The sequence below is a fragment of the Luteibacter rhizovicinus DSM 16549 genome (assembly GCF_001887595.1).
In the GTDB taxonomy this organism is placed as follows: domain Bacteria; phylum Pseudomonadota; class Gammaproteobacteria; order Xanthomonadales; family Rhodanobacteraceae; genus Luteibacter; species Luteibacter rhizovicinus.
This window is the reverse complement of sequence record NZ_CP017480.1, coordinates 1348935-1372028: the sequence shown is the minus strand read 5'-3', so window position 1 is coordinate 1372028 and position 23094 is coordinate 1348935. Positions and strand designations below refer to the sequence as shown.

Annotated in this window: 21 protein-coding genes and 1 riboswitch; of the genes, 5 read left to right on the top strand and 16 right to left on the bottom strand. The window is 66.0% G+C overall.

Going from position 1 to position 23094, the window contains the following annotated elements:
• Positions 1-20: 20 nt before the first annotated feature.
• Positions 21-1031 carry a FecR family protein gene (locus tag BJI69_RS06340; protein ID WP_046965716.1) on the bottom strand — a complete coding sequence of 337 codons (1011 nt, stop codon included), beginning with the start codon at positions 1029-1031 and terminating at the stop codon, positions 21-23.
• Positions 1028-1573, bottom strand: coding sequence for an RNA polymerase sigma factor (locus BJI69_RS06335; protein WP_125903178.1), 546 nt, complete (start codon positions 1571-1573; stop codon positions 1028-1030). Before BJI69_RS06335 ends, BJI69_RS06340 begins: the two co-directional genes overlap by 4 nt.
• Before the next feature lie 235 nt (positions 1574-1808).
• Here BJI69_RS06335 and BJI69_RS06330 point away from each other — a divergent pair, with 235 nt between their 5' ends.
• Positions 1809-3515 carry an ArnT family glycosyltransferase gene (locus BJI69_RS06330; protein ID WP_046965714.1) on the top strand — a complete coding sequence of 569 codons (1707 nt, stop codon included), beginning with the start codon at positions 1809-1811 and terminating at the stop codon, positions 3513-3515.
• Positions 3516-3592: 77 nt separating this feature from the next.
• On the opposite strand, the gene BJI69_RS06325 is transcribed toward BJI69_RS06330, so the two are convergent.
• Positions 3593-4213: a YrbL family protein gene (locus BJI69_RS06325; RefSeq protein ID WP_046965713.1), complete on the bottom strand. Its 621-nt coding sequence runs from the start codon at positions 4211-4213 to the stop codon at positions 3593-3595.
• Positions 4214-4318: 105 nt separating this feature from the next.
• On the opposite strand from BJI69_RS06325, the gene BJI69_RS06320 reads away from it, so the two are divergent.
• Entirely contained in the window at positions 4319-6229 is a 1911-nt protein-coding gene (locus BJI69_RS06320) for an LTA synthase family protein (RefSeq protein WP_046965712.1), read from the top strand.
• Positions 6230-6245: 16 nt separating this feature from the next.
• Here BJI69_RS06320 and BJI69_RS06315 read toward each other — a convergent pair whose 3' ends face one another.
• The 11 genes from BJI69_RS06315 to BJI69_RS06265 form a co-directional block, all read right to left on the bottom strand.
• On the bottom strand, positions 6246-8336 hold the full coding sequence (locus tag BJI69_RS06315) for an ATP-binding protein (RefSeq protein ID WP_046965711.1): 2091 nt from the start codon (positions 8334-8336) through the stop codon (positions 6246-6248).
• An 89-nt stretch (positions 8337-8425) separates the two neighbouring features.
• Positions 8426-9295 carry a cobalamin-binding protein gene (locus BJI69_RS06310; protein WP_046981143.1) on the bottom strand — a complete coding sequence of 290 codons (870 nt, stop codon included), beginning with the start codon at positions 9293-9295 and terminating at the stop codon, positions 8426-8428.
• Entirely contained in the window at positions 9292-10080 is a 789-nt protein-coding gene (locus tag BJI69_RS06305; protein ID WP_046965709.1) for an ABC transporter ATP-binding protein, read from the bottom strand. Before BJI69_RS06305 ends, BJI69_RS06310 begins: the two co-directional genes overlap by 4 nt.
• On the bottom strand, positions 10077-11078 hold the full coding sequence (locus BJI69_RS06300) for a FecCD family ABC transporter permease (protein ID WP_046965708.1): 1002 nt from the start codon (positions 11076-11078) through the stop codon (positions 10077-10079). The genes BJI69_RS06305 and BJI69_RS06300 overlap by 4 nt, the downstream gene beginning before the upstream one ends.
• A 29-nt stretch (positions 11079-11107) precedes the next feature.
• Positions 11108-12187: a Fic family protein gene (locus BJI69_RS06295; RefSeq protein ID WP_244465180.1), complete on the bottom strand. Its 1080-nt coding sequence runs from the start codon at positions 12185-12187 to the stop codon at positions 11108-11110.
• A 160-nt stretch (positions 12188-12347) separates the two neighbouring features.
• Positions 12348-13238 carry a 3-hydroxyisobutyrate dehydrogenase gene (gene mmsB, locus BJI69_RS06290; protein WP_046965706.1) on the bottom strand — a complete coding sequence of 297 codons (891 nt, stop codon included), beginning with the start codon at positions 13236-13238 and terminating at the stop codon, positions 12348-12350.
• Complete coding sequence (locus BJI69_RS06285; protein ID WP_046965705.1) at positions 13235-14416, bottom strand: enoyl-CoA hydratase/isomerase family protein; 1182 nt, start codon at positions 14414-14416, stop codon at positions 13235-13237. Before BJI69_RS06285 ends, mmsB begins: the two co-directional genes overlap by 4 nt.
• Complete coding sequence (locus BJI69_RS06280; RefSeq protein WP_046965704.1) at positions 14413-15207, bottom strand: enoyl-CoA hydratase; 795 nt, start codon at positions 15205-15207, stop codon at positions 14413-14415. Before BJI69_RS06280 ends, BJI69_RS06285 begins: the two co-directional genes overlap by 4 nt.
• Complete coding sequence (locus BJI69_RS06275; RefSeq protein ID WP_046965804.1) at positions 15204-16382, bottom strand: acyl-CoA dehydrogenase family protein; 1179 nt, start codon at positions 16380-16382, stop codon at positions 15204-15206. Before BJI69_RS06275 ends, BJI69_RS06280 begins: the two co-directional genes overlap by 4 nt.
• A gap of 11 nt (positions 16383-16393) precedes the next feature.
• Entirely contained in the window at positions 16394-17917 is a 1524-nt protein-coding gene (locus BJI69_RS06270) for a CoA-acylating methylmalonate-semialdehyde dehydrogenase (protein WP_046965703.1), read from the bottom strand.
• Positions 17918-18041: 124 nt separating this feature from the next.
• A riboswitch (cobalamin riboswitch) is annotated at positions 18042-18262 on the bottom strand.
• Positions 18263-18302: 40 nt separating this feature from the next.
• Positions 18303-19286: an aldo/keto reductase gene (locus BJI69_RS06265; protein WP_046965702.1), complete on the bottom strand. Its 984-nt coding sequence runs from the start codon at positions 19284-19286 to the stop codon at positions 18303-18305.
• A gap of 200 nt (positions 19287-19486) precedes the next feature.
• On the opposite strand from BJI69_RS06265, the gene BJI69_RS06260 reads away from it, so the two are divergent.
• Both BJI69_RS06260 and BJI69_RS23010 read left to right on the top strand, forming a co-directional pair.
• Positions 19487-20383 carry a LysR family transcriptional regulator gene (locus tag BJI69_RS06260; RefSeq protein WP_046965701.1) on the top strand — a complete coding sequence of 299 codons (897 nt, stop codon included), beginning with the start codon at positions 19487-19489 and terminating at the stop codon, positions 20381-20383.
• A gap of 21 nt (positions 20384-20404) precedes the next feature.
• Positions 20405-20539, top strand: a complete 135-nt coding sequence (locus BJI69_RS23010; RefSeq protein WP_280136177.1) for a hypothetical protein — start codon at positions 20405-20407, stop codon at positions 20537-20539.
• Between the two features lie 57 nt (positions 20540-20596).
• On the opposite strand, the gene BJI69_RS06255 is transcribed toward BJI69_RS23010, so the two are convergent.
• Positions 20597-21907 (bottom strand): PQQ-dependent sugar dehydrogenase, encoded by a 1311-nt coding sequence (locus BJI69_RS06255; protein ID WP_046965700.1) that lies wholly within the window; start codon positions 21905-21907, stop codon positions 20597-20599.
• The gene (locus tag BJI69_RS06250; protein ID WP_046965699.1) at positions 21904-22341 is read right to left on the bottom strand and encodes a DUF2231 domain-containing protein; all 438 of its coding nucleotides are present in this window, start codon (positions 22339-22341) and stop codon (positions 21904-21906) included. The genes BJI69_RS06255 and BJI69_RS06250 overlap by 4 nt, the downstream gene beginning before the upstream one ends.
• 134 nt (positions 22342-22475) lie before the next feature.
• On the opposite strand from BJI69_RS06250, the gene BJI69_RS06245 reads away from it, so the two are divergent.
• Positions 22476-23006, top strand: a complete 531-nt coding sequence (locus BJI69_RS06245) for a DUF2127 domain-containing protein (protein ID WP_046965698.1) — start codon at positions 22476-22478, stop codon at positions 23004-23006.
• Positions 23007-23094 lie beyond the last annotated feature (88 nt).

Here is a 23094-nt window from a genome sequence, read left to right as displayed (position 1 = left end):
GCCGTCCCAAAGGATGAGTTTCAGCGCGGCTTCTGACTCCGCGTCATCGATGTCTGGCGAGCCAGCTCCAACCGGTCGGCGTAGCTGTCTACCCGGACCGGGAACACCCGCGGCAACGCGGACACCCAACTGTCGATGGTATCGACCTCGACGGTGCCGGTAAACGTCAGCCGGCCCAGGTCGGCGTCGGCTAGCCGGATCGGCCGCGCGCTGTAGCGATTCACGTTCTCGACGACCGAGGCCAGCGGCTCGTTGACGAACTCCAGTCGATGGCTGCGCCACGCCGTCGCCGAGGCCGGCGTCACGTCGAGGATGCGCATGGCCTGGGTCTCGGGATCGAACGAAACTTCACGGCCGGCACCGAGTTCCACGGTGGCGGCATCGCCGTCGGTGGCGGACGGCGACACGCGCACCCGGCCTTCCGTGACCGCCACGGTGACACGGTTGCCCGTCCGGCGGACGTTGAACGCGGTACCCAGGTCGCGGATGCGCAGGGGGCCGGCCGTCACGACGAAGGGCCGTTCAGCGTGCGCGACGCGGAAAAAGGCTTCCCCGGCTTCGAGATCGACGGCCCGTTCGTCGCGACCGTACCTCGCGGTGATCAGGGTCGCGCCGCCCAGTTCGATGCTCGAACCATCGGGCAGGGCGACGTCGCGGTGCCCCGCCCGCTCGCTGGCGTACTGTCGCGGGGATTCCGGGCCTGAGTGGCGCATGGCCAGGAACAGGCCCGCGCCGAGCATGACCAGGGCCACGCCAGCGGCCAGGCCGAGCGCGAGCCGCGGTGGTGACCGGCGCACGGCCAGCGGCGCGTAGCGCGCCACGAAGGCCTCACGCGTGGCGCCATCCATGGCTGCCGCGCTCTCCGCCAGGGCGCAGGCCCGATCGAAAGCCACCGCATGGCGCGGATCGGCTTCGAGCCATTCGCTCCACTGCAGCATGGCCTGTTCGGGCAGGGCGGGGTCACGCAGGCGCGACCACCAGTCCGCAGCGGTGTTGTCGATATGGCGATGACCGATGGATGCGGTGCTCATTGGGGATTCTCCGCGCGATCGCGGCGTTCGCGGCAGTGTGCAAGGGCGTTGGCCACGTGGTATCGGACCATGCGCTCACTCAGTTTCATGTCCCGGGCGATCGTGGCGAAGTCGCGTCCGTCGACCACATGCATGACGAAGGCCCGGCTGGTCTTGGGTGGCAGTTCGTCGAGGGACTGGCGGAGGCCCTGCCATTGCTCGACCGCCGACGCGTGCTGTTCGGGAATCGGGGTGACGTGCCAGTCGTCGCTGTCCGGATCCGCCGGTGCCAGGGCGCGCACGTTACGCATGCGCAGGCGGTCCACGGCGAGGTTGGAGGCGGCACGGAACAGGAAGGCGCGGGGCGAGTCGATCCGGGTCGCCTCGTCCAGCGAGAGCAGCTTGAGATAAACCTCTTGTGCTACCTCCTGGGCATCGGCGAGCGAATTCAGGCGTGCACGAAGGAACGCCACAAGTGCCGCATTGTGTTCACGGAAGAGGGCAACCACCTGCGCGGCACGTTTACCGCCCGCTGGCGCGCCCGCCGCCTCGGAGGGATCCATGGTGTGTGTGACCGCGTTCATGGGGCTGGAAAGGATTCACTATAGGTTCGCACGGTGGGAAATCGACGCCCGTACGGGCAGAACGAGCGCCGATTTCCGCACCGGCGAACACCCTAGACGTCCCAGCAGCGGAAAATTGAAATGGGAATGACCGGCAGGCCCCCCCGCCCCGTGTAAGGGAGTTGTCAGCCGCGGCGGCTAGGATGGCTTCCGACCTGGCTTTCCCCGCGATTCGATGATCTCCCCCGACGAACGAAACCTTCGCCGCGCGTTCGGCTGGTTCATGCTCTTCGCCCTCGTGGTGCTCGCGGCCGGTATCGGCATGCGAGACCCCTGGCCGCCGGATGAACCGCGTTTCGCACTGGTCGCCCGGCAGATGCTCGAATCCGGCCAGTGGCTGTTTCCCCACCGCGGCATGGAACTCTACGCCGACAAGCCGCCCCTGCTCATGTGGACCGAGGCGGTCTGGATGTGGCTCACGGGTGGCTGGCGCGGCGCCTTCCTGCTGACGTCCCTGTTCTCCGGGCTGGGCACGCTGGCCCTGGTCGCCCATCTCGGCCGGCGGCTGTGGCACCCGCGGGTCGGTCTCTACGCCGCGGCGATCGTGCTGACGACGATGGCCTTCGTCGACATGGTCAAGCACGGCCAGATCGATCCCCTTTCGTTGTTCTGGATCACCCTGGCCAATACCGGCCTGCTGCTGCATTGCCTGCGCGGTCCCGACTGGAAGATGTACTGGCTCGGCTGCTTCGCTGCCGGCCTGGGCGTGATCACCAAGGGGGTCGGCGTCATCGCCTTGCTCATGCTGATCCCTTATGCCGTGATGCGCGTTCGCCAGTGGCCCGGCCTCACCCGGACCCAGGGCGACGGCTGGCGCTGGGCCGGTGGCGCCCTGGCCTTCCTGCTGGCGATCGCCCTCTGGCTGGCGCCGATGCTGATCACCGCCTACGGGTTGCGTACGCCCGAGTACCTGGCCTACGTGCAGGACATCCTGTTTCACCAGACCGCCGACCGCTATGCCAATTCATGGATGCACGAGGAAGACCCGTGGTTTTTCCTGCTGGTGATCCTGCGCCTGTGGCTGCCCACCTGGCTGCTGATTCCGTTTCTCGTCCCGCGCTGGCGCGAGGCGCTTCGCCTGCGCGAACCCCGTGTATGGATGCCGCTGGTGTGGTTCGTGCTGATCCTGGTGTTCTTTTCCCTCCCCAGCGGCAAGCGCGCGATCTATATCGTGCCGGGTTTGCCCATGCTGGCGCTGGCCATGGCGCCCTATATCGGCGACCTGCTGAAAACGCGCTGGATGCCGAGGCTGGCCTTCGCGATCACGCTGGTCACCGGCGCGGTCTTCGTCGGCGTAGGCGCATGGGCCTGGATGGGCGCGCCGGCCGCGGCACGCCGCATCGCTGCTGGCTACGAATTGCCCGATAACGGCCGGGCGCTGTGGTTGTGCGTCATCGCGGCCGGGATCGCCTTCATGGTGGCGGCCGCAGTGTGCCGTCCGCGACGCGGCGCCCTTGCGCTCATGCTCGGCGTTGGCCTCGCATGGATCGTCTGGCCGGTCGCGACCTACCCATTGCTCAATGCCAACCAGTCCGCCGCCCAGCTGATGAGCGAGGCCGACGCGCGCATCGGCCCCGAGGGCCAGCTCGCGCTGGTCTCATGGCGCGAGGAAGTGCTCTACCAGGCGCGCCGCCCGGTGGTCGAATTCGGCTTCGTCCGCGACGCCGCATTGCAGATGGCCGATGCCCGCGCCTGGCAGCGTGCCGACCCTGCCCACCGCTGGATCCTGCTCAACGAGGACGCACTGGACAGCTGCGTGATTCGCGAGAAGGTCGTCGACGTGGGGATCGCCAATCGCGTGCGCTCGGCGCTGTTGCCGGGGGACGGGAGTCGGGTGGGGTGTGTGCCGGAGGCGTTATCTGCTGCCCCTGTTGCCGAGTAAGGGCATCGCCGATGAATCGGCTCCTACCAAGAGCGACGGCCCGCTCTACCGCAGGAGCCGATTCATCGGCGATCGCTCTACCGCTTCGGCGCCTCGGCCATCGTCCGCTTGAGCATCCGCTCGTATTTCTTCTTCGTGCGCGACGCGTTATGCGCGCGATTCATCGAGCAGTGCGGCACGATGTTCTTCTCGCCAAAGCCGTCGATCATCACCAGCCGGGGACCGCCGCGCGAGTCCTCGCCGTACACCACATTCCATGCATGCAGGTCCGCGGCGATCACGTTGTGGCTTAGAAGACGTGCGTAGAATTCCTCGAGTTCGAGGCGGGTTTTCTCGCTGAAACCCTCGGCCTGGACCCAGGCATGCAGGGTCGGCGCGAGCTGACCATCGGGCCGGCGCACTTTCTCGACGATCTGGCCCATGCCGATATCGGTCATCTCCAGACCGACGATGCGAGCAAGTGGCGAGGTGGCGTAAGCGCCGACGTAGATGCTCGTGACGTATTCCTTGAACTCGCGCACGAAGTCCTTGTACGGCCCACTTCGCGCGATGCGGCGGTACCATGGCGCCTGGTTCCAGCGTTCCTCGATCGACGCGCTGGTGATCACCTTGATCAGCAGGTCGGGGTCATCCGGGTGCTGGTACACCTCGCGGATGTGGCCGTTGGCGATCGGCTTGGCGTCGGCCAGTCTGAACATCGTCGATCCTCGTGCGGCGCCTGAAAGGCTGCCGTAAGTCGTTCCAGGGGCGCACAGTGTAAAGTCTTCGGGTCGTTACCGCCCCTTGATACCGGATACTCCAACGTGCGCAAGCTCACCTGGCGTTTCATCGTTGCCGCCCTCGTCTTCCTGACGCTTTCCCGCGTCGGCCTGTCCCTGTGGCAATGGTCGCGTGTTCACGATGGCGGTGGTCTCTGGCCGGTGCTGACCGGGGGCTGGCGTATCGACCTCTCGCTTATCGCGATGATCGCCGCGCTGCCCGCCCTGCTGTCGCCCTGGCTGGGTCACCGCGCGTGGCCTACTCGCATCGCGGCCTGGTGGCTGCGCTTCTGGTGGCTGGCCTTCGTCCTGCTGGAAGTCTCCACGCCGCAGTTCATCGTCGAATACGACACGCGTCCCAATCGCCTGTATTTCGAGTACCTGACCAGTCCGCACGAAGTGGCCTCCATGCTGTGGAACGGCTACAAGCTCTCCGTCGCGGCCGGCCTCGTGGTCTTCGCGTTGATCGGCTGGGTGGGTTTCCGGCTGTTGCCGACGCGCCGGCCGGATCGCGCACCGCTGCGGGGATGGATGCGTCCCGTTGCCAGCGTCGTGCTCTTCGCCGTGCTCTTCCTGGCCGGTCGCGGCACCTTGCAGCATCGCCCGCTCAACGCCTCGCAGGTGGCCTTCACCAACGACGCCATGGTCAACACGCTGCCGCTGAACTCCCTCTACAACGTGCTCAACGCGGCACTCGCGTTGGGTAACGAGCGTTCCGCTTCCGCGGTGTACGGCAAGCTCCCCGATGACGAGATGCAGTCGATCGTGCGCCAGGCGGCCGGTCTGGAAGGGCCGCCGCTGGATGCGACGTATCCGAGCCTGCATCGCCAGCAGGCGACGCGCCAGGGCGGCAAGCCGCTCAACCTCGTCATCATCCTCGAAGAAAGCCTGGGCGCGCAGTTCGTCGGCAGCCTCGGCGGGGATGGCTACACGCCCGAGCTGGACAAGCTTTCCAACGAAGGCTGGTGGCTGACCCGCACCTACGCCACGGGTACGCGCTCGGCGCGTGGCCTGGAAGCGGTCACCACGGGGTTTATGCCGACGCCGGCTGAGGCCGTGCTCAAGCTGCCGCGCAGCCAGCGCGATTTCTTCACGCTCGGCGCCCTGCTCGATACCTTCGGCTACCACACGCGCTTTCTCTACGGCGGTGAGGCGCACTTCGACAACATGCGTTCGTTCTTCTTCGGCAACGGCTTCAACGAAGTGGTCGACAGCGCGAGCTTCAAGACCAAGCCGGCCTTCATCGGTTCCTGGGGCGCGTCCGACGAGGACATGTTCAACGAACTGCACCAGCGCCTGCTCGACGACGGCGACAAGCCGACCCTCACCGTGGCCTTCTCGGTATCGAACCACACACCGTGGGAATACCCGGCGGGCCGGATCAAGCCCGAGGGCGAGCCTGCCAGCAATGCGAACGCGGTGCGCTATGCGGATTGGTCCATCGGCCGGTTCTTCGAGCGTGCCAAGCAGTCGCCGTACTGGAACCACACGGTATTCCTGATCGTCGCCGATCACGATGCGCGCGTGTTCGGCGCCAACCTCGTGCCCGTCACGCACTTCCACATTCCTGCGCTGATCCTCGGCGCCGGCGTGCCGGTGAAGAAGGACGATCACATCGTCAGCCAGATCGATCTCGCGCCGACCCTGCTGTCGCTCATCGGCATCAGCAGCGAGCACCCGATGCTCGGCGCCGACCTGACCCAGCGCTACCCGGACCGCGCGATCATGCAGTACGGCGACAACTACGGTTATCTCAAGAATGATCGCCTCATCGTGCTTCGACCGAACCAGCCGGCCACGCAGTACCACTACCTGATCGACGGCGAGAAGCTCGACCTTCAGCCGGTCGACCCCACGCTGGAGAAGGAGGCGCTGGCGCATGCGCTGTGGCCGAGCTGGGCGTACAGCAATCAGCGCTATCGCTTACCGCCGGGTGCGACCGCCAGGAAGCCCTGAGGCTTTCCCTGCACGGTCAGCGTGATCGCGACACCACGCGTTGCACGGCGTCGGCCAAGGTGGCCTGGGAGTACGGCTTGGCCAAGCGCGGTATCTCGATCTGGGGGCCGGCGGGAAGGTCGGCGTACCCGGTCGCCATGATCATCGGCAGGTCCGGCCAGCGCTCGCGTATGCGCTCGGCGAGCTGGGTACCGGTCATCTGCGGCATCGCGTGATCGGTGATGACGAGATCCACGCATGTTGCTTCGAGCACCTGCAGCGCTTCGTAGCCCGATCGTGCGGGGATGACCTGGTAACCGAGCGCTTCCAGCATGTCGACCGTGGTGGTGCGAACGAGGTCGTCGTCGTCCACCATGAGGATGCTGAGGGTCGATTCGGGTGCACAGCGCGCCATTACCGGTTCGTGTCGCGGTTCGCCTGGGGCGGTGCCCGCATGTTCCGGAGCCGCAGGCAACCAGATCTCGGCCGTCGTGCCTTCGTCCACGCGACTGCGCAGAATCAGCGCGCCACCGAGTTGCTCGGACAGTCCATGCACCATGGACAAGCCGAGGCCCGTCCCTTTGCCGACGCCCTTGGTCGTGAAGAAGGGTTCGATCGCCCGCTTGAGCATGGCGTCGTCCATGCCCGCACCCGAATCGGAGACGGAGAGGCGAACATAGCGACCTGGCGCAAGCGACGCATGGCCGTTCTGCACCCAGGCTTCGTCCGTGGCGATCACGAGCCGACCCGCACCGTCCATCGCATCGCGCGCGTTGACCGCGAGATTGAGCAGCGCGGTCTCCAGTTGGTTGGCGTCCGCCTGGATGGGCGGAACGCGCGCGCCGAAGTACGTCTCCAGGGCGATCGTCGGTCCGAGTGAACGGCGCAGCAGTTCGGTCATGTCCTCGACGAGACGACGCAGATCGATGCGCTCGGTCGTCAGGTCCTGACGCCGCGCGAAGGCGAGCATGCGGCGTGTCAGTGCGCTGCCGCGCTCGGCGCCGGCGATGGCATTGGCCACCAGGCGCGTCAGCCGTGGTTGCTCCGGCATGCTCTCACGCAGCAGCTCGAGACTGCCTTGCACGGCCATCAGCAGGTTGTTGAAGTCGTGCGCGATCCCACCCGTGAGATTGCCGAGCGCTTCCATTTTTTGCACCTGAAGCAGCGCCTGTTCGGCCTGGATGCGGGCTGTCTTCTCGACGGCTTCGGGAACCATGGCGACGATATCGCCTGCCTCGTTCATCACGGGACGCATCGAGAAGTCGAACGAGCGCACGCCCGTCGGCAGGTTCAAGGCCATGCTCATGTCCTCGCTCCGGCCGGTGCTGGCGCGTCGCGTTGCCGCTTCGACGGCCTGGGGCATGCCTGGTGTGCCGTCGAACCACGGCGTGAGCCAGAACGGCAGGCCGATCACGTCATCCAGTGTGGCTTCGATGCCGGCCAGTGCGGTGGCGTTCGCGTAGAGGACGCCGCCGTCGGGCGAGAGCAGGTACTGATACAGATGGGACGTCTCGAAAATCGTGCGCAGGTTGGCCTCACTACGCTCGAGCGCGACCGTGCGCTCGGCCACCATCGCCTCGAGATGTTCGCGAAAGCGACGCTCGCCTTCGCGGACGTTCTCTTCTGCGCGGACGCGATCGGTGGTCTCCACGACGAAGGCGATAACGCCGCCGGGCGTGCCGCTTTCATCGAGGACGGGCGAGTAGTCCAGGTTCATGAATACCGGCTCGGACTTGCCGTGTCGCTCGAGCGTGAGCTGCTGATCCTTGTAGGCCAGGGTTCCGCCGGCCAGGCAGACGCGCATCACGTTATCGTTGAAGTCCGCGATCTCGGCCCAGCCTTTACGCACCTCGGACCCGAGGAGATGCGGATGTCGGCCGCCGGCGAAAACGGAGTAGGCATCGTTGTAAATCATGCGGCCCTGGGGACCCCAAAGCAGCACGATGGGAATCGGCGATAGCAGCAGCATGCTGGTGATGGTGCGAAGGCTCTGCGGCCAGGCGCCGAGGGGTCCCAACGGCGTGTGCGTCCAATCGAACGCACGAATCAGCGCGCCAGCTTCGCCTCCCCCGTCCAGCCAGGAAAGATCGCTGTCGTCATGGGGCAAGGATGGGGTGATCTGGGTCATCGGAACCGGTCCGCAAAGGCGCGTCGGCAGGATTCTAGAAACGCGGACGTGACGATGACCGCAAGGCCGCGCGGCTTCCGCGACCGGGGTCAGCGCTGGCTTCGGCGCCGGGCGTCGTCCAGCCGATGACAGAGCAGGTCGACGCTGCCGAGGATCGAGGGCGAGGGCAGGGCAAGCGTCGGTGCGTCGATGGTGAAGACGTTGTCGTGCTTCACGGCGCTCAGGAAGCCGCTTTGCCGCCAGCTCGCCAGGGCATCGTGGCCGCCATCGCCGCTGACGATGACATCGGGGTTGCGCGCCAGTACGGCCTCCCGCGTCACGGTGGGAGCGGCTTGCGAGAGGTCGGCGAAGATATTGTCGCCACCGCAGAGGTCGAGGGCGTCATCGATGATCTGCGCGTGCCCGATGGTCATCAGGGGGCGGTCCCAAATCTGGTAGAACACCTTCAGGCGCGCCTTGCCCGCGTACTCGCCACGAAGCTTCGCCAGCGACGCGTCGAACGCGGCGGCGTTCCTGTTCGCTTCGTCCTGCGTGCCGGCCAGCGTCCCGAAGCGGCGTGTGGCGGGCGCGACATCGGCGAGCCGCGTCGTCTCCGAGTAGAAAATCGGGATGCCGAGCCGGCTCAACTTTTCCACTTGCGCTGCCGGTGTCCCGCTGCGCCAGACGACGATGACGTCCGGTTTGAGCCCGACAATGCGTTCCAGGTCGATCATCGTGGCGTCGCCGACGATGGCCACCTTCTTCGCTTCGGCCGGGTAGTCGCTGAAACGCGACGTGCCCACCACGTAAGCACCAGCACCAGCGGCGAAGAGCGCATCGGTGATGTTCGGTGCCAGGCTGACGATGCGTCGCGCCGGGGCTTTCAGCGCGACAGCCCGACCCGCGTCGTCGGTCACCGTGACGTCGGCGCTGGCGGCGCCGGTGATGAAGAAAGCGAGCAGGGCGAGGCGGCGAATCATGGGGAAATTCCGTTAAGGCGTCCGGCGCGGAAAAATCGTTCGCCGTCGAGAGTCACGCCGTGGATGGGGTGGTGGAAAGCGGCAGACAGATGCTCGCTGGTGATCACCTCGTCCTTGAGGCCGGCGAGTGCGCCGCCGCTGCCGTCCAGCAGTACGGCATGCGTCGCATGCTGGAACGCGAGGTTGATGTCATGCACGGTGTAGACGACGGATTTGTTCTCGCGCTCCGCCGTCAGCAGCAACTCGTGCAAGGTCTTCATCTGGTGATGCAGGTCCAGCGATGACAGGGGTTCGTCGAGGAGCATCACGTCGACGTCCTGGGTGAACAACGCGGCGATGTTCACCCGCTGCCGTTCGCCGCCGGACAGCGTGGTGACGTCGCGTTCGGCGAGTGCCTCGAGTTCGAAGGTCCGCAAGGCGTTCCGCGCGGGTTCGAGGTCTTCATCGCCCCATGCCCAGAACGGAAGGCGCGGATGACGCGCGGCGATCACCGCTTCCATGACCGTGAGGCTGAAGGCGTCGACGATGGATTGCGGCAGGAAGCCCCGCAAGCGGGCGAGTTCGATGGGCCGATACGATCGTATGTCGCGCTCACCCAGGGTCACGCGGCCCTGGTCGGGCTCGCGCAAGCCGGCCAGCGTGCGTAGCAGGGTCGACTTGCCGGCGCCGTTGGGGCCCAGCACACACCAGACCTGCCCCGGATCGACGCGCATGCTCAACTGCTGCACCAGCAGGCGTTCGCGTACGGAGAGGCTGACCGCCTCGGTGGCGAGGACGCTGCTCATCGGCGTTTCACCAGCAGGAACATGAAGGTGGGGACACCGATCACCGCCATGACCGCGCCCACCGGTAACTGGATGGGATCGGCCACGATGCGCGATATGGCGTCGGCGACGACCACGACGATGCCGCCACCGATCGCGCATGCCGGGATGAGGACGCGCTGGTCGTTGCCGATCACCCGGCGCAAGGCATGCGGCACCACCAGTCCGACGAAGCCCACCGTGCCTGCCGTGGTCACGGCCACGGCGGTCGCCAGCGAAGCGATGACGAAGATGGCGGACTTCACGACGTTGGGGCGGACGCCGAGCGCACTGGCGGATTCTTCACCGCGACCGAGCAGGTTCAGCTGTCGCCCAAGCGGTACGACGCACAGTACGCCGAACAGGAGACTGATCACGGGCAGCCACGGATTGGCCACGCCGCTGAGGTCGCCCATCATCCAGAACAGCATGCCGCGAAGATTCTTGTCCGGGGCCAGCACCAGCATCATGCTGACGATGGCACCGAAGCCTGAGGCCAGCATGACGCCGATCAGGATCAGGTCGGTGGAGTCCTCACGTTGTGCCGCACGTTGCCGCGAAAGCAGGTCACGATGACCGAGCACGAAGACCGCGACGCAAGCGAGCAGTGCGCCCGATGCCGCGCCCGCGGCCGTCAGTACCGCCCCCAACCCTCCCAACATGGCACCCAGGGCGCCGACCGAGGCGCCGCCGGAAAGGCCGAGGGTGTAGGGATCGGCCAGGGGATTGCGCACCAGGATCTGCATCAGGCAGCCCGACATCGCCAGCAGGCCGCCCACGCCGTAGGCCGCGATGGAGCGCGGAAGGCGCAGCTCCCAGATGATCGAATGCATCGGCGTGTCTGCCGACGAGACCAGGCCCTGCCATGACGCCGCGATGGTCGAGTCGCCTCCGCCCAGCAGGATGGATGCCAGCAGGGCGATGGCGCCGACGATCAGCATGCCGAGCCAGAGACGGACGGCCGATCCGAAGCTAGCCATGCGCGGTGTTCCCGCAGAACGTCGGATCGTCACCGTGTGGCCTGCATGGGCCAGTCGACGACATAGCGCGTGCTCCGGCCACCACCGGGCAGTTTGCGCAGGAGGCCCTTGTCCATGAGGTCGCCCAGATGACGCGTGGCCGTGGCCTTCGAGACCTTGGCTACGGCCTGGTATTGCGAGGCGTTGATGCCACCGTCGAAACCACGTTCGCCACCGTCGAGCAGCCGGTTGATCACCTTGCGCTGTTCCGCGGATAGCACGTGGTCGCCATGCTCGCGCCAGAAACGCGCCTTGCCGAGCACGCGCTCGATACGCAACAGCGCCTGCTGCAGGCTATCGAGCAAGGTCTGCAGGAACCACAGCACCCATGCCGTGATATCGAGATCGCCTTTCTGACAGTGCTCGAGCACGCGATAGTAGCCCGCACGATCGGCAAGGATGCTGGCCGACATCGTATAAAAGCGGATCGCCTGATGTTCGGCCTGGGCCAGTGCCAGATCGGTGATCGCGCGTGTCAGGCGCCCGTTGCCGTCGTCGAAGGGATGCAATGTGACGAACCAGAAATGCGCGACGGCGGCACGCAGGAGCGGGTCCAGTGTCGACGTATGCACGCTGGATTCGAACCACCTAAGGAATGCGTCGACCTGCGTCTCGAGGCCGTCACGTGGCGGTGCTTCGAAGTGAACGGTCGGCCTATCGAGTCGACCGGAGACGACCTGCATCGGCTCGTCACCTCGAAGTTCTCCTACGCGGATTCGTACGGGAAGCAGTGACTCCCGGGCAGGGAACAGCAAGTGGTGCCACTGAAACAGCCGTTCGAGATTTAGTGGTTGCCTGTAATGCTGGGTCGCGTCCAGCATCAGTTCGGCCAGGCCTTCGCTGCGCGGCGTGCTGCGTCCGTCCGCGTCGCTCTCGATGCCGAGGCGGCGTGCCAGCGACGAGCGCACCGAGCCCGCGTTGAGTTGCTCACCCTCGATGGCCGATGACGTGATGATGTTCTGCAGCAGCGCATCCAGCTCTGTTTCGAGTCCGGCCTCGGCACCGGCCGACCCGACGGCACCCAGGAGGCGCCCCTGGGCCAACTGGCAGGCCCGCAAAAGGGCGGGCACACGGTCTCCCTGCCAGTGAAAGGCAGGCCAGTCAGCGTGTTGCCAGATCCATCGGGGGTCGGTCATCTCGCCTTTCTCGGGCCGGGTGAGCCGAATGAAGGAGCTATTCGGCTCACGGAATGAGCCGAATATATCCGCTAATCGGCTCATTCGCCACCACCTAAGGCGTCTTCGCCACGAGTTTCACGACACTGGAGAAGTCCAGGCCGCCGTTGCCGGCCTGGCTGTTCATCGCATAGAGATTGCGTGCGAGTTCGCCCAGCGGAATCGATGCGCCCACACCCATCGCCGCTTCGGCGGCGAGCCCGAGGTCTTTGAGCATGAGGTCGTTGCCGAAGCCGCCGGTGTAACCCCGCGAGGCGGGCGCGTTCTCGAGCACGCCCGGCCAGGGGTTGCAGACTTCGGTGGCCCAGCTGCGCGCGGTGCTCACGGCCATCATCTGCGACAGCACGGTCGGATCCAGACCATGCGCCGCACCGAGTGCGATCGCTTCGCCGGTCACCGCCATGATGACGCCGAGCGCCATGTTGTTGCACAGCTTGGCCACCTGGCCCGCGCCGTTGGCGCCGACATGGAAGATGTTCTTGCCCATGCTGGCCAACAACGGTCGTGCACGCTCCAGCGCATCGCCCTCACCGCCGACGATGAAGGTGAGGGTGCCGGCTGCTGCCCCGGCCGTGCCGCCGGACACGGGCGCATCGATCATCGCGAGGCCACGCTCGCCAGCGGCGCGAGCCACCTTCTGCGCGGATGCCGGGGCGATCGTGCTGCAGTCGATCACCAGTGCGCCTTCGGCGATGTGCCGGAGTAGCCCGGCGTCGCCGAGGTACAGCCCTTCGACGTGGCGGCTCGCCGGCAGCATGGAAATCACGACCTCCGCATCTTGCACGGCGTCGATCGCCGTGTTCGCGGCCGTGGCGCCGTGGGTGACGGCTTGCGCCACCGCATCGGCGGAAAGATCGAAAACATGCAGCGTGTGCCCGGCCTTGAGCAGGTTGGCGGCCATCGGGCCGCCCATGTTGCCCAGGCCGATGAAAGCGATGCGACTCATCGTTCCGTCCTCGGTGCGGTGTCGTTACCCAGGTCGCGCAGCGGATGTCCGCCCGCGCTCCAGGGTTCGACGAAGAAGGGCTCGACCCAGGCCTGCGTGGCGTTGGTCAGGGTGGCCGGACGCCAGCGCGGCGTGCGGTCCTTGTCGATCAGCAACGCACGGATGCCTTCGGCGAAATCGCCGTAGGCCGCGCAGTGCAGGGAAACGACATATTCCAGGCGGAAGGTGTCCGCCAGCGAAAGAGACGCGACGCGCTGTTGCAGCGCGAACGCCAGTCGTGCCGACCCCGGTGCGCCCGCCTCCAGCGTCTGTCGTGCCGTGACCAGCCAGGGATCGTCGCCCGGCATGGCCTGGATAGCCGCCAGTACAGTGTCGAGATCGTCGTGGGCACAGGCGGCCTCGATCGCGCCACGATGACCCTGCAGCGGACCCGGCGTAGCCGGCACCGCGAAGCCCTCCAACACCTTCGTGAGCAGGTCGGCGTTCGCGTGCCGGTCATCCGTCCATGCGGCGAGCAACAGCGCGGCATCGAGATCGTCACGACGGTCTGCCGGAAGCTGCACATCGGCGAGACCGGCATGGATGGCGTCGCCGCTGGTCAGTGGTGCGCCGGTCAGCGCGAGGAAGACACCCGCGTGCGCCGGTACGCGATGAAGCAGGAAGCTCCCGCCCACGTCCGGATAGAGTCCGATGGTGATCTCCGGGAAGGCGAGCCGCGAGCGTTCGGTGACCACGCGATGGCTCGCGCCCGCCATCAGGCCGATGCCGCCGCCCATGACGATGCCATGACCCCAGCAGAGGACGGGTTTCGGGAACGTATGGATCAGGTAGTCGAGCCGGTACTCGACCGAAAAGAAGTCGCTGGCATACGTGTTGTCGCGCACGTCGGTGCTGCCGCTTGCCTGGTAGTCGCGCATGGACCGATACAGGCTGTGCAGATCGCCACCTGCGCAGAATGCCTTCTCGCCCGCGCCTTGCAACACCACCATGGCGACGGCGTCGTCGCTGGCCCACGCGCGCAGCCGCTCGTCGAGGAGTCGTGCCATCTCCAGCGAAAGGCCGTTGAGCGTCTTCGCGGCGTTGAGTGTCGCGATGCCGATGCGCTTGCCGTTGTCGGCGACGCGTTCCTCGAACAGGACCGGTGCTTCGGGCGGCGGCGGGAGAGTCGTGTCGCTCATGCGTTCTTCCACGTCGGCGCGCGCTTCTCGAGAAAGGCCAGCACACCTTCTTTCTGGTCCTGGCTATCGAACAGGTCGACGAAGGCTTCGCGCTCGCTGACCAGGGCCGTGGCGTGGCTCTGCGTGCGCGTGGCCTGGACCAGGCGCTTGCAGGCCGCGACACTGGTCGGGCTCTGCTTGCCGGCCTGAAGTGCCCAGGCGATCGCGCGAGCACGCGATTCGCCCTTCGGTACCACGTCTTCGACCAGCCCGATGCGCTGCGCGGTCGCTGCATCCACCCGCTCGCCGAGCAGGATCATCCGCTTGGCCCAGCCTTCGCCGACCAGACGAGCGAGGTTCTGCGTGCCGCCTGCGCAGGGCAGCAGGCCCACGCCGGCTTCGGGCAAGGCCATCTGCGCCTGCTCCTCGGCGATGCGCAGGTCGCAGGCCAGGGCGCACTCGAGGCCGCCACCCATGGCATAGCCGTTGATCGCCGCGATGCTCACGCCCCGGAACGCGGAGAGCGCTTCGAACGCCTCACCGAAGCGACGTGCCGCTTCACGGGCCACGGCCTTGTCGCCGTCGGCGAACTGCTTGAGGTCGGCGCCGGCCGAAAAGAACTTCTCGCCCTCGCCCGTGATCACCAGGGCATAGATCTCGCGGTTGGCATCGAGGTCGTGGACGAGGGTCCGCAGGGCGACCAGGCTGTCGCGAGTCCAGGCGTTGGCTGGCGCGCTGGAGAGCGTGACGACGGCCACGTGGCCGTCGATCTCCAGCGTAAGCCCGGTATAGCGCGTCGCGGTGTCGCTCATCGCAGTTCCTCTTCGGTATTGAGCAGGTGACGCGCGATGATAACGCGCATGATTTCATTGGTGCCCTCGAGGATCTGGTGCACGCGGGAATCACGCAGCAGGCGTTCGATGGGGTATTCACGGATATAGCCGTAGCCACCGTGGATCTGCAGGGCGTCGTTGCAGATGGCGAAGCCGGCGTCCGTGGCGAAGCGCTTGGCCATCGCACACCACACGGTGGCGTCGCTGCTGCCGGCGTCGAGCTTGCGTGCGGCCGTGTGTACCATCTGCCGTGCCGCGACCAGCTGCGTCGCCATGTCGGCCAGCTTGAACTGCAGGGCCTGGAACTCGCCGAGCTTCTTGCCGAACTGCTTGCGCTCACCCATGTAGCGCCGTGCCGCATCCAGCGCCCCCTGGGCGGCGCCCAGCGAACACGCGGCGATATTCAGGCGGCCGCCGTCGAGTCCCTTCATGGCGATCTTGAATCCCTCACCCTCGCTACCCAGCCGATGGTCGGCCGGAATGCGCACACCGTCGAAGCTGACGCTTCGGGTGGGCTGGCTGTGCCAGCCGAGCTTTTCTTCGTTGCGCCCATAGCCGATGCCCTGCAGGTGGGCAGGCACGGCGAACGCGCTGATGCCTCGCGCGCCACCCTCGGCCGTACGCGCCATCACCACCAGCATGTCCGTCGCACCCGCGCCGGAAATGAACGCTTTGCTGCCACTGAGCACGTAGGTGTCGCCGTCGCGATCGGCGCGCGTCTTCAGCGCGCCGGCATCCGAGCCCGCACCCGGCTCGGTGAGGCAGTAGGACGCCAGCTTCGTACCGCTGGCGAGAAGCGGGCCCCACATGTCGCGCACCGCCGGCGTTGCATGGGCGGTCAGCATCCAGGTGGCCATGTTGTGGATGCTGATGAAGGCGGCGGTCGATGGATCGATGGCGGCGAGTTCCTCGAACACGATCGCCGCATCGAGCCGTGTCAGTCCGGTACCGCCGGCCTGCTCGTCGACATAAAGGCCGCAGAAACCGAGGTCGCCCGCCTTGCCGATCGCCTCGCGCGGGAACTCGCTCTCGGCATCCCAGCGTGCCGCGTGCGGCGCGAGCTCGGCGAGGGCGAACGCGTGCGCCGCATCGCGGAAGGCCAGTTGATCGTCGCTCAGGTCAGTCTGTGGTGGGGGAATCCGCGGGATATCCATGACCGCGGCCATCACTTGAGACTGATGGTGGTGTTGACGCCGACGTGCAGCGTGTCGTCATCGAACCAGCGCTGCGTCACCGTCTTGGTCTGGGTGTAGAACATGACCACCTGCTTGCCGTAGGGGCCAAGGTCGCCGAGCTTCGACGCGCGCGACCCGGTGAACGAGAACAGCGGCACCGGTACGGGAATCGGCACGTTGATGCCAACCTGGCCCACGTCGATGTCTTCCTGGAAACGTCGCGCCGCGGCGCCGGACTGGGTGAACACCGCCGTGCCGTTGCCGTTTGGATTGGCGTTGACCAGGTCGATCGCCTCGTCGAGCGAGTCGACGGCCAGGATCACCAGCACGGGTCCGAAGATCTCTTCGTCATAGATGCGCATGCCCGGCCGCACGCCCGAGAAGATGGTCGGTCCAACGAAATTACCTTCCTCGAAGCCGGGCACCACCGGCTTGCGGCCGTCGAGTTCGAGGGTGGCACCTTGCTCCACACCCGAGGCAATGTAGGCCTCGACACGCTCGCGCGCCGCACAGGAAATCAGCGGTCCGACATCGGTGCCGGCGGCATGGCCCGCGCCCACCTTCAGCGTCTTCGCCTTGGCCACGAGCTCGGGAATCCAGTTCTGTGCGTCGCCGACCAGTACTGCGGTCGACGCTGCCATGCAGCGTTGGCCTGCCGCACCGAAAGCTGCGCCGGCGAGGGCGTTGAGCGTCTGTTCCTTGTTGGCATCCGGCAACACGACAGCATGATTTTTCGCGCCCATCATGCACTGCACGCGCTTGCCGGTCTGCGAGGCCCGGTGATACACGTGAGTGCCGACGCGCGTGGAGCCGACGAAGGAGACCGCCTTGATATCGACGTGATCGCAGATCGCATTGACTACGTTTTCACCGCCGTGGACCACGTTGAGCACGCCCTTCGGGATGCCGGCTTCGAGTGCCAGTTCGACCAGACGCATCGTCACCATCGGATCCTGCTCGGACGGCTTCAGCACGAAGGTGTTGCCGGTGGCGATCGCCATCGGGAACATCCACAGCGGAATCATGGCGGGGAAATTGAACGGCGTGATGCCGGCACAGACCCCGATCGGCTGCAGAAGCGTGAACGTGTCGACGCCGCCGGCGACGTTGTTGGCCAGTTCGCCCAGCTGCAGGTTGCCGATGGCGGCGGCGTGCTCGACCACTTCCAGGCCACGGAAGACGTCGCCTTCGGCGTCGGGAAGCGTCTTGCCCTGCTCGGCGCTGAGCAGGGCGGCGAGCTCGCCCATGTGTTCGCGAATCAGCTGCTGGTACTTAAGGAAGATGCGCGCGCGTACGCCGATCGGTGTCTTGCGCCAGCTCTTGAACGCCTGCGCGGCGGCGGCGACCGCGGCGTTCACCTCGTCGGTGGTCGCGAAAGGCACGCGCGCCAGGACCGCCTGGGTCGCGGGATTGACGACATCGCGCCATTCGGTGGATCGGGATTCGACGAAGATGCCGTCGATCAGCAATTTGACGGTCGCGACATCGGTCGCCACTGAGTCCAGCTTGTTCATGTCCTGCTCCGTACGCTCACCCGCGAAAGGGGTGCGGCGAAGCAGACAAGAGGACGCGGAGCAGCGGGTGGCCGCGCCGAATCAGCCCGTCCGGTTGCCCGCCGCAACACCCGAGGAGGCGCCCCTGGGGGCACCTGCACAGGCCGGTCTCCGGGCTTGCGAGCGGTGCATGCCGCACCACCCCGACACCTTCCCGCGCATCGCGCAGTGGTTACGTCGTCGGGTGTTCTCGCCTACCGTTGCGGGGGCAGCGCCGGCATGGGATCTCGCGATCCGCACCGGCTTCCCGTTTCACCCTGCCCGCTGCGTGTGCGGCGGCAGGACACCTGTGATCCGCCGAGTGTAGCGTGGTGGCTGACGCGCTCAAGCTGCAGTGCGGTAGAACTCAGCGACCGACGAGGGCTTGCAGGTGCGCGGGGTAGCGCTCGCCTTGCAGCGGAATCCTCGACACCGAGGCATGGATGTCCTGGAGTTCGTTGGCGCTCAGCGCGACATCGGCGGCACCGAGGTTTTCTTCGAGTCGGTGCAGCTTGGTCGTCCCCGGAATCGGTACGATCCACGGCTTCTGGTGCAGCAACCACGCCAGTGCGATCTGGGCCGGCGTGACGTGCTTCGCGGCGGCGATGCTGCCGAGCAGATCGACCAGCGCCTGGTTGGCCTTGCGCGATTCTGCGGTAAAGCGCAGCACGCTGTTGCGGAAGTCCTTGCTGTCGAAGCTCGTGCCCGCGTCGATCTTGCCGGTCAGGAAGCCCTTGCCGAGTGGGCTGAACGGCACGAAGCCGATGCCGAGTTCTTCCAGGGTCGGGATGATCTCCGTTTCCGGTTCGCGCCAGAACAGCGAGTACTCGCTCTGCAGGGCCGTCACCGGCTGCACGGCATGCGCGCGACGAATCGTCTGCGCCCCGGCTTCCGACAGGCCGAAGTGCTTCACCTTGCCCTCGGCAATCAGGTCCTTGACCGCACCGGCGACGTCCTCGATGGGCACGGACGGGTCGACACGATGCTGGTAGAACAAGTCGATCGCGTCGGTGCGCAGCCGCTTCAGCGAGGCCTCGGCGACGGTCTTGATGTGTTCGGGGCGGCTGTTGAGCGCACCCTGCACGCCGCCGACGTCGAAGCCGAACTTGGTCGCGATCACGACCTTGTCGCGGAACGGGGCCAGCGCTTCGCCGACGACTTCCTCGTTGGTAAACGGACCGTAGACCTCGGCGGTATCGAAGAAGGTCACGCCGCGCTCGACGGCGGCACGGATCAGGGCGATGGCCGCGTCGCGTTCGGTAGCGGGGCCATAGCCGAAGCTCAGGCCCATGCAGCCGAGGCCGATGGCGGAGACGTCGAGGCCGGTGGATCCCAGTGTGCGTGTCTGCATGTCGTTTCCTCTTTGAGGTAGCCAATCTAGGGGCGAGCCCCTCGCACGACTAGCCAGCGCGTGCGGCTTGCTCTTATAGCCAGAATTCATGAATCGGCCCGATGGCTTGAGGGCACCTGCGTCCCCCGGGCGTTTTGACGGCTCTCGACCCTTCACGGTGCTAGAGTCCATGCGTCACTCATGAGCAGGCGTCACGTGTCATGCGTAAGGATCTCCACGATCTCGTCGCCTTTCTTGCCGTGGCCAGGGAGGGGAGCTTTACCCGGGCGGCGGCGAAACTGGACACCACCCAGTCGGCCCTCAGCCACACCATCCGCAAACTCGAAGGCCGTCTCGGCGTGCGCCTGCTCGCCCGCACCACGCGCAGCGTGTCGACGACGGAAGCGGGCCAACGACTGGTCACCCGGATCGGCCCGATGTTCGAGGACATCGAGACGGAACTGACCGGCCTGAGTTCGTTCCGGGAGAAGCCCGCCGGATCGATCCGCATCAGCACGTCGGTCCACGCCGTCGAGGCCGTGCTCCAGCCGATGCTGGCGACGTTCCTGCCGCTCTACCCGGATATCCAGGTGGAGGTGTCGGCTAACAACGAACTGGTCGACATCGTTGCCGAACGCTACGACTTCGGTATCCGTCTTGGCGAGCAGGTGGGTAACGGCATGATCGCGGTCCGCGTCGGCCCGGACTTTCGAATGATGGTGGTCGCGGCGCCCTCGTACTTCGAACACCGTCCGCGCCCGGCGGTGCCGCAGGACCTCACCGCGCACAACTGCATCAACATCCGCCTGCCCACCTACGGCACGTTGTTTCCCTGGGAGTTCGAGAAGGATGGCCGCGAGATCAAGGTTCGCGTCGACGGGCAGCTGACGCTAAACAGCACGGCGCACATCTTGCGCGCGGCGCTGGACGGTCTGGGCCTGGCCTGGGTTCCGGAGGACATGGTCGCCGCGCACATCGAGGCGGGCGAGTTGATGCCCGTGCTCGAGGACTGGTGCACGCCGTTTCCGGGTTATCACCTCTACTACCCGAACCGGCGGCACACCTCGTCGGCACTGACGCTCTTCGTCGATGCGCTTCGATACCGCGGATTGGCGTAATCTTCGTACCAGGCGCGCAGCATGCGCGACAACCCTGACCGAGGAGGCGTTATGAGCAAGGGCTTGGATTCAAAGAAGAGCGACAAGAAAAAGCCGGCGAAGACCATGAAGGAAAAGAAGGCCGCCAAGGACGAAAAGAAAAAGAACGCCCGCTGATCCGGGGCCCAATGCCGGCATAGCCGGCTCCCACAGGAGCCGGCTCCCACAACCTTGCTACTGGGCCGCCGTGACCCGCCACACCGTATCGCCGACATCGTCGGCGATCAGGATGGCTCCCTCCTTGTCCTGCACGATCCCCACCGGGGCACCGAACAGCTGCTTCTCGTCCTTCGAGTAGAAGCCGCTGACGACGGACACCGGCTTGCCGACCGGCGTGCCGTCCTTGAAGGCGACGAAGACCACCTCGTAGCCGCTCAATGGCGATCGATCCCAGCTACCGTGCTCACCGATGAAGGCGCCACCCTGGAACGTCGCGGGGAGTGCGTTGGTGGCCGACATCAGCAAGCCCAGCGGAGCGACGTGCGAGCCGATGGCGTAGTCCGGCTTGATCGCCTTGGCGACCATGTCGGGACGTTGCGGTTTGACGCGGGTGTCGACGTTCTGGCCGTAGTAGCTGTACGGCCAGCCATAGAAGGCACCTTCGTGCACCGAGGTCATGTAGTCGGGCACGAGGTCGGCACCGATTTCGTCGCGCTCGTTGACGATCGCCCAGAGCTTTCCGGTGGTCGGCTCCCATTGCAGGCCGGTCGGGTTACGCAGGCCGGAGGCATAGATACGGCTGGCGCCGGTGGCGACATCCACTTCGAGAACGTCGGCACGGCGGTATTCCACGGCCAGGCCGTTCTCGGTGATGTTGCTGTTCGAACCGACGCCGACGTAAAGCTTGCTGCCATCGGGGCTGGCCAGCAGCGCCTTGGTCCAGTGATGGTTGATCGTGTTGGGCAGGTCGGTGAAGCCGACGCCGGGCGTCTTGATCTCGGTCTCGCCGGTCACATAAGGAAACCTCACGATGCCGTCGGTGTTGGCGACGTAAAGCGTGTCGCCGATCAGTTGCACGCCGAAGGGCGAATTCAGGTTCTCGATGAAGACATGCTTGTCCCATCCGCCGCTCGCGTTCTTGCGCAGCAGGGTGATCCGGTTGCCTCCCTTGCCGCCCTTACCCGACTGGTTCTTGACCATGCCGGCGATCAGCTGCTTCGGTGTGGTGACCGGCTCGGTACCGGGCCCGTTGGACTCCACGACCAGTACGTCGTCGTTGGGCAAGACGTAGAGCTGGCGCGGATGCATCAGGCCGGAGGCCATTGCCTCGATCTTCAACCCGGGGGCGACGGTGGGCGTCTGTCCCTGTTTCCAGCCGGCCTTGTCCGGCACCTGCATGGGCGGTACGAGGAAGCTCTGCGCCTTGGGCAGGGGAGGGTTGCCGCCCGATTGCTGGTCCGGCTGGAGCGAGGCCTTCTCGTCGCAGCCGCCGAGGACGGCCACACACGCCATGGCCAATACGCTTCGGTAGAGGGTCTTCTTCATGCGAGGTTCCCCGGCGTGGTCGGCTGCGTGGCGATGACGATATGGGCGACGGCCAGGAGCAGGACCGTGAGGGCCGACAACCAGACCCCGGCGGGCATCACCGCATAGGCGTCGCGGCTGTGCACGAAGGCGTTGATGACGGCGACGGCGATGGCGATCAGGTTCAGCCAGAAATCGAACCGCTCGGTGGCCACGGTCGTGCGTCGCGAGGTGATCCACACCTGCACGAGGTTGACCAGGCGCGGAATGATCGCGAAGAGCAGGCCGATCACGATCAGCCACGCCGCCCCCTTCATCCAGAGGATCTCGCCACTCCTGTCGTAAACGACATCGAAGATCAACGCGGCGACGAAGAAGCCGAAGGGGAGCGGGTTGAAAAGGCCGTAGATGGCGTTGGCCACGACGGAGCGACGCGGTGCAGGGCGATAGCTCATGGGCAGGTGTCTCAATGGGGGCGGGAGGTGCTTGAGGCGGACGCTGCAAGCTAGTCCGGCCCATGTCGAGGCTATGTCTGGGGCGGGGCCGTGGCTTGTACCGGATGCACCTCCTTGTCGACTAAGATCGGCGCATGGCCTCTGAAAGTACCTCGACCGATCCGGAAGCAACGCCCCATTACCCTGCCGGCCTGCGCATCATCGCGGTGTACAAGGCGGTGAAGACCATCGGGCTGATTTTCATCGCCATCGCCGCGTTCCGGCTGGACGAGCAGGAAAGCTTCCAGCACCTCGTGCAGTGGCTGGAGCACCTGCAGCTGACCGAAAGCAACGGCATGCGCTGGAGCCTGGTCCACCTGCTCGAAGGCATGGGTCCGGCGAAGTTCGTCGCCGTCGGCATCGTCGCCCTGGTCTACGCGGCCATCTTCGCCACCGAGGGCATCGGCCTGTGGTTGCGGAAGTACTGGGCGGAGTGGTTTACCGTCATTGCGACCGGCTCGCTGGTGCCCGTCGAGATCTACGAGTGCGTCGAGCGCTTCAGCTGGCTCAAGCTGGCCATCCTCGTGGCGAACGTGCTGATCGTGATCTACCTGGTCCGGGTGGCGATGCGACCGCGCGAGGGCCATGGCAGCCAGCCTGCGAGCTCGCGGCCGAGCGGCGCCTGATCACCGGCCAAGCCATTCTCACGAGTCCTTGATATTCCCGGGGTTTTCTGGAATGACGCCGTCAGCTTCGTGAAACGGCCCGGTCGGC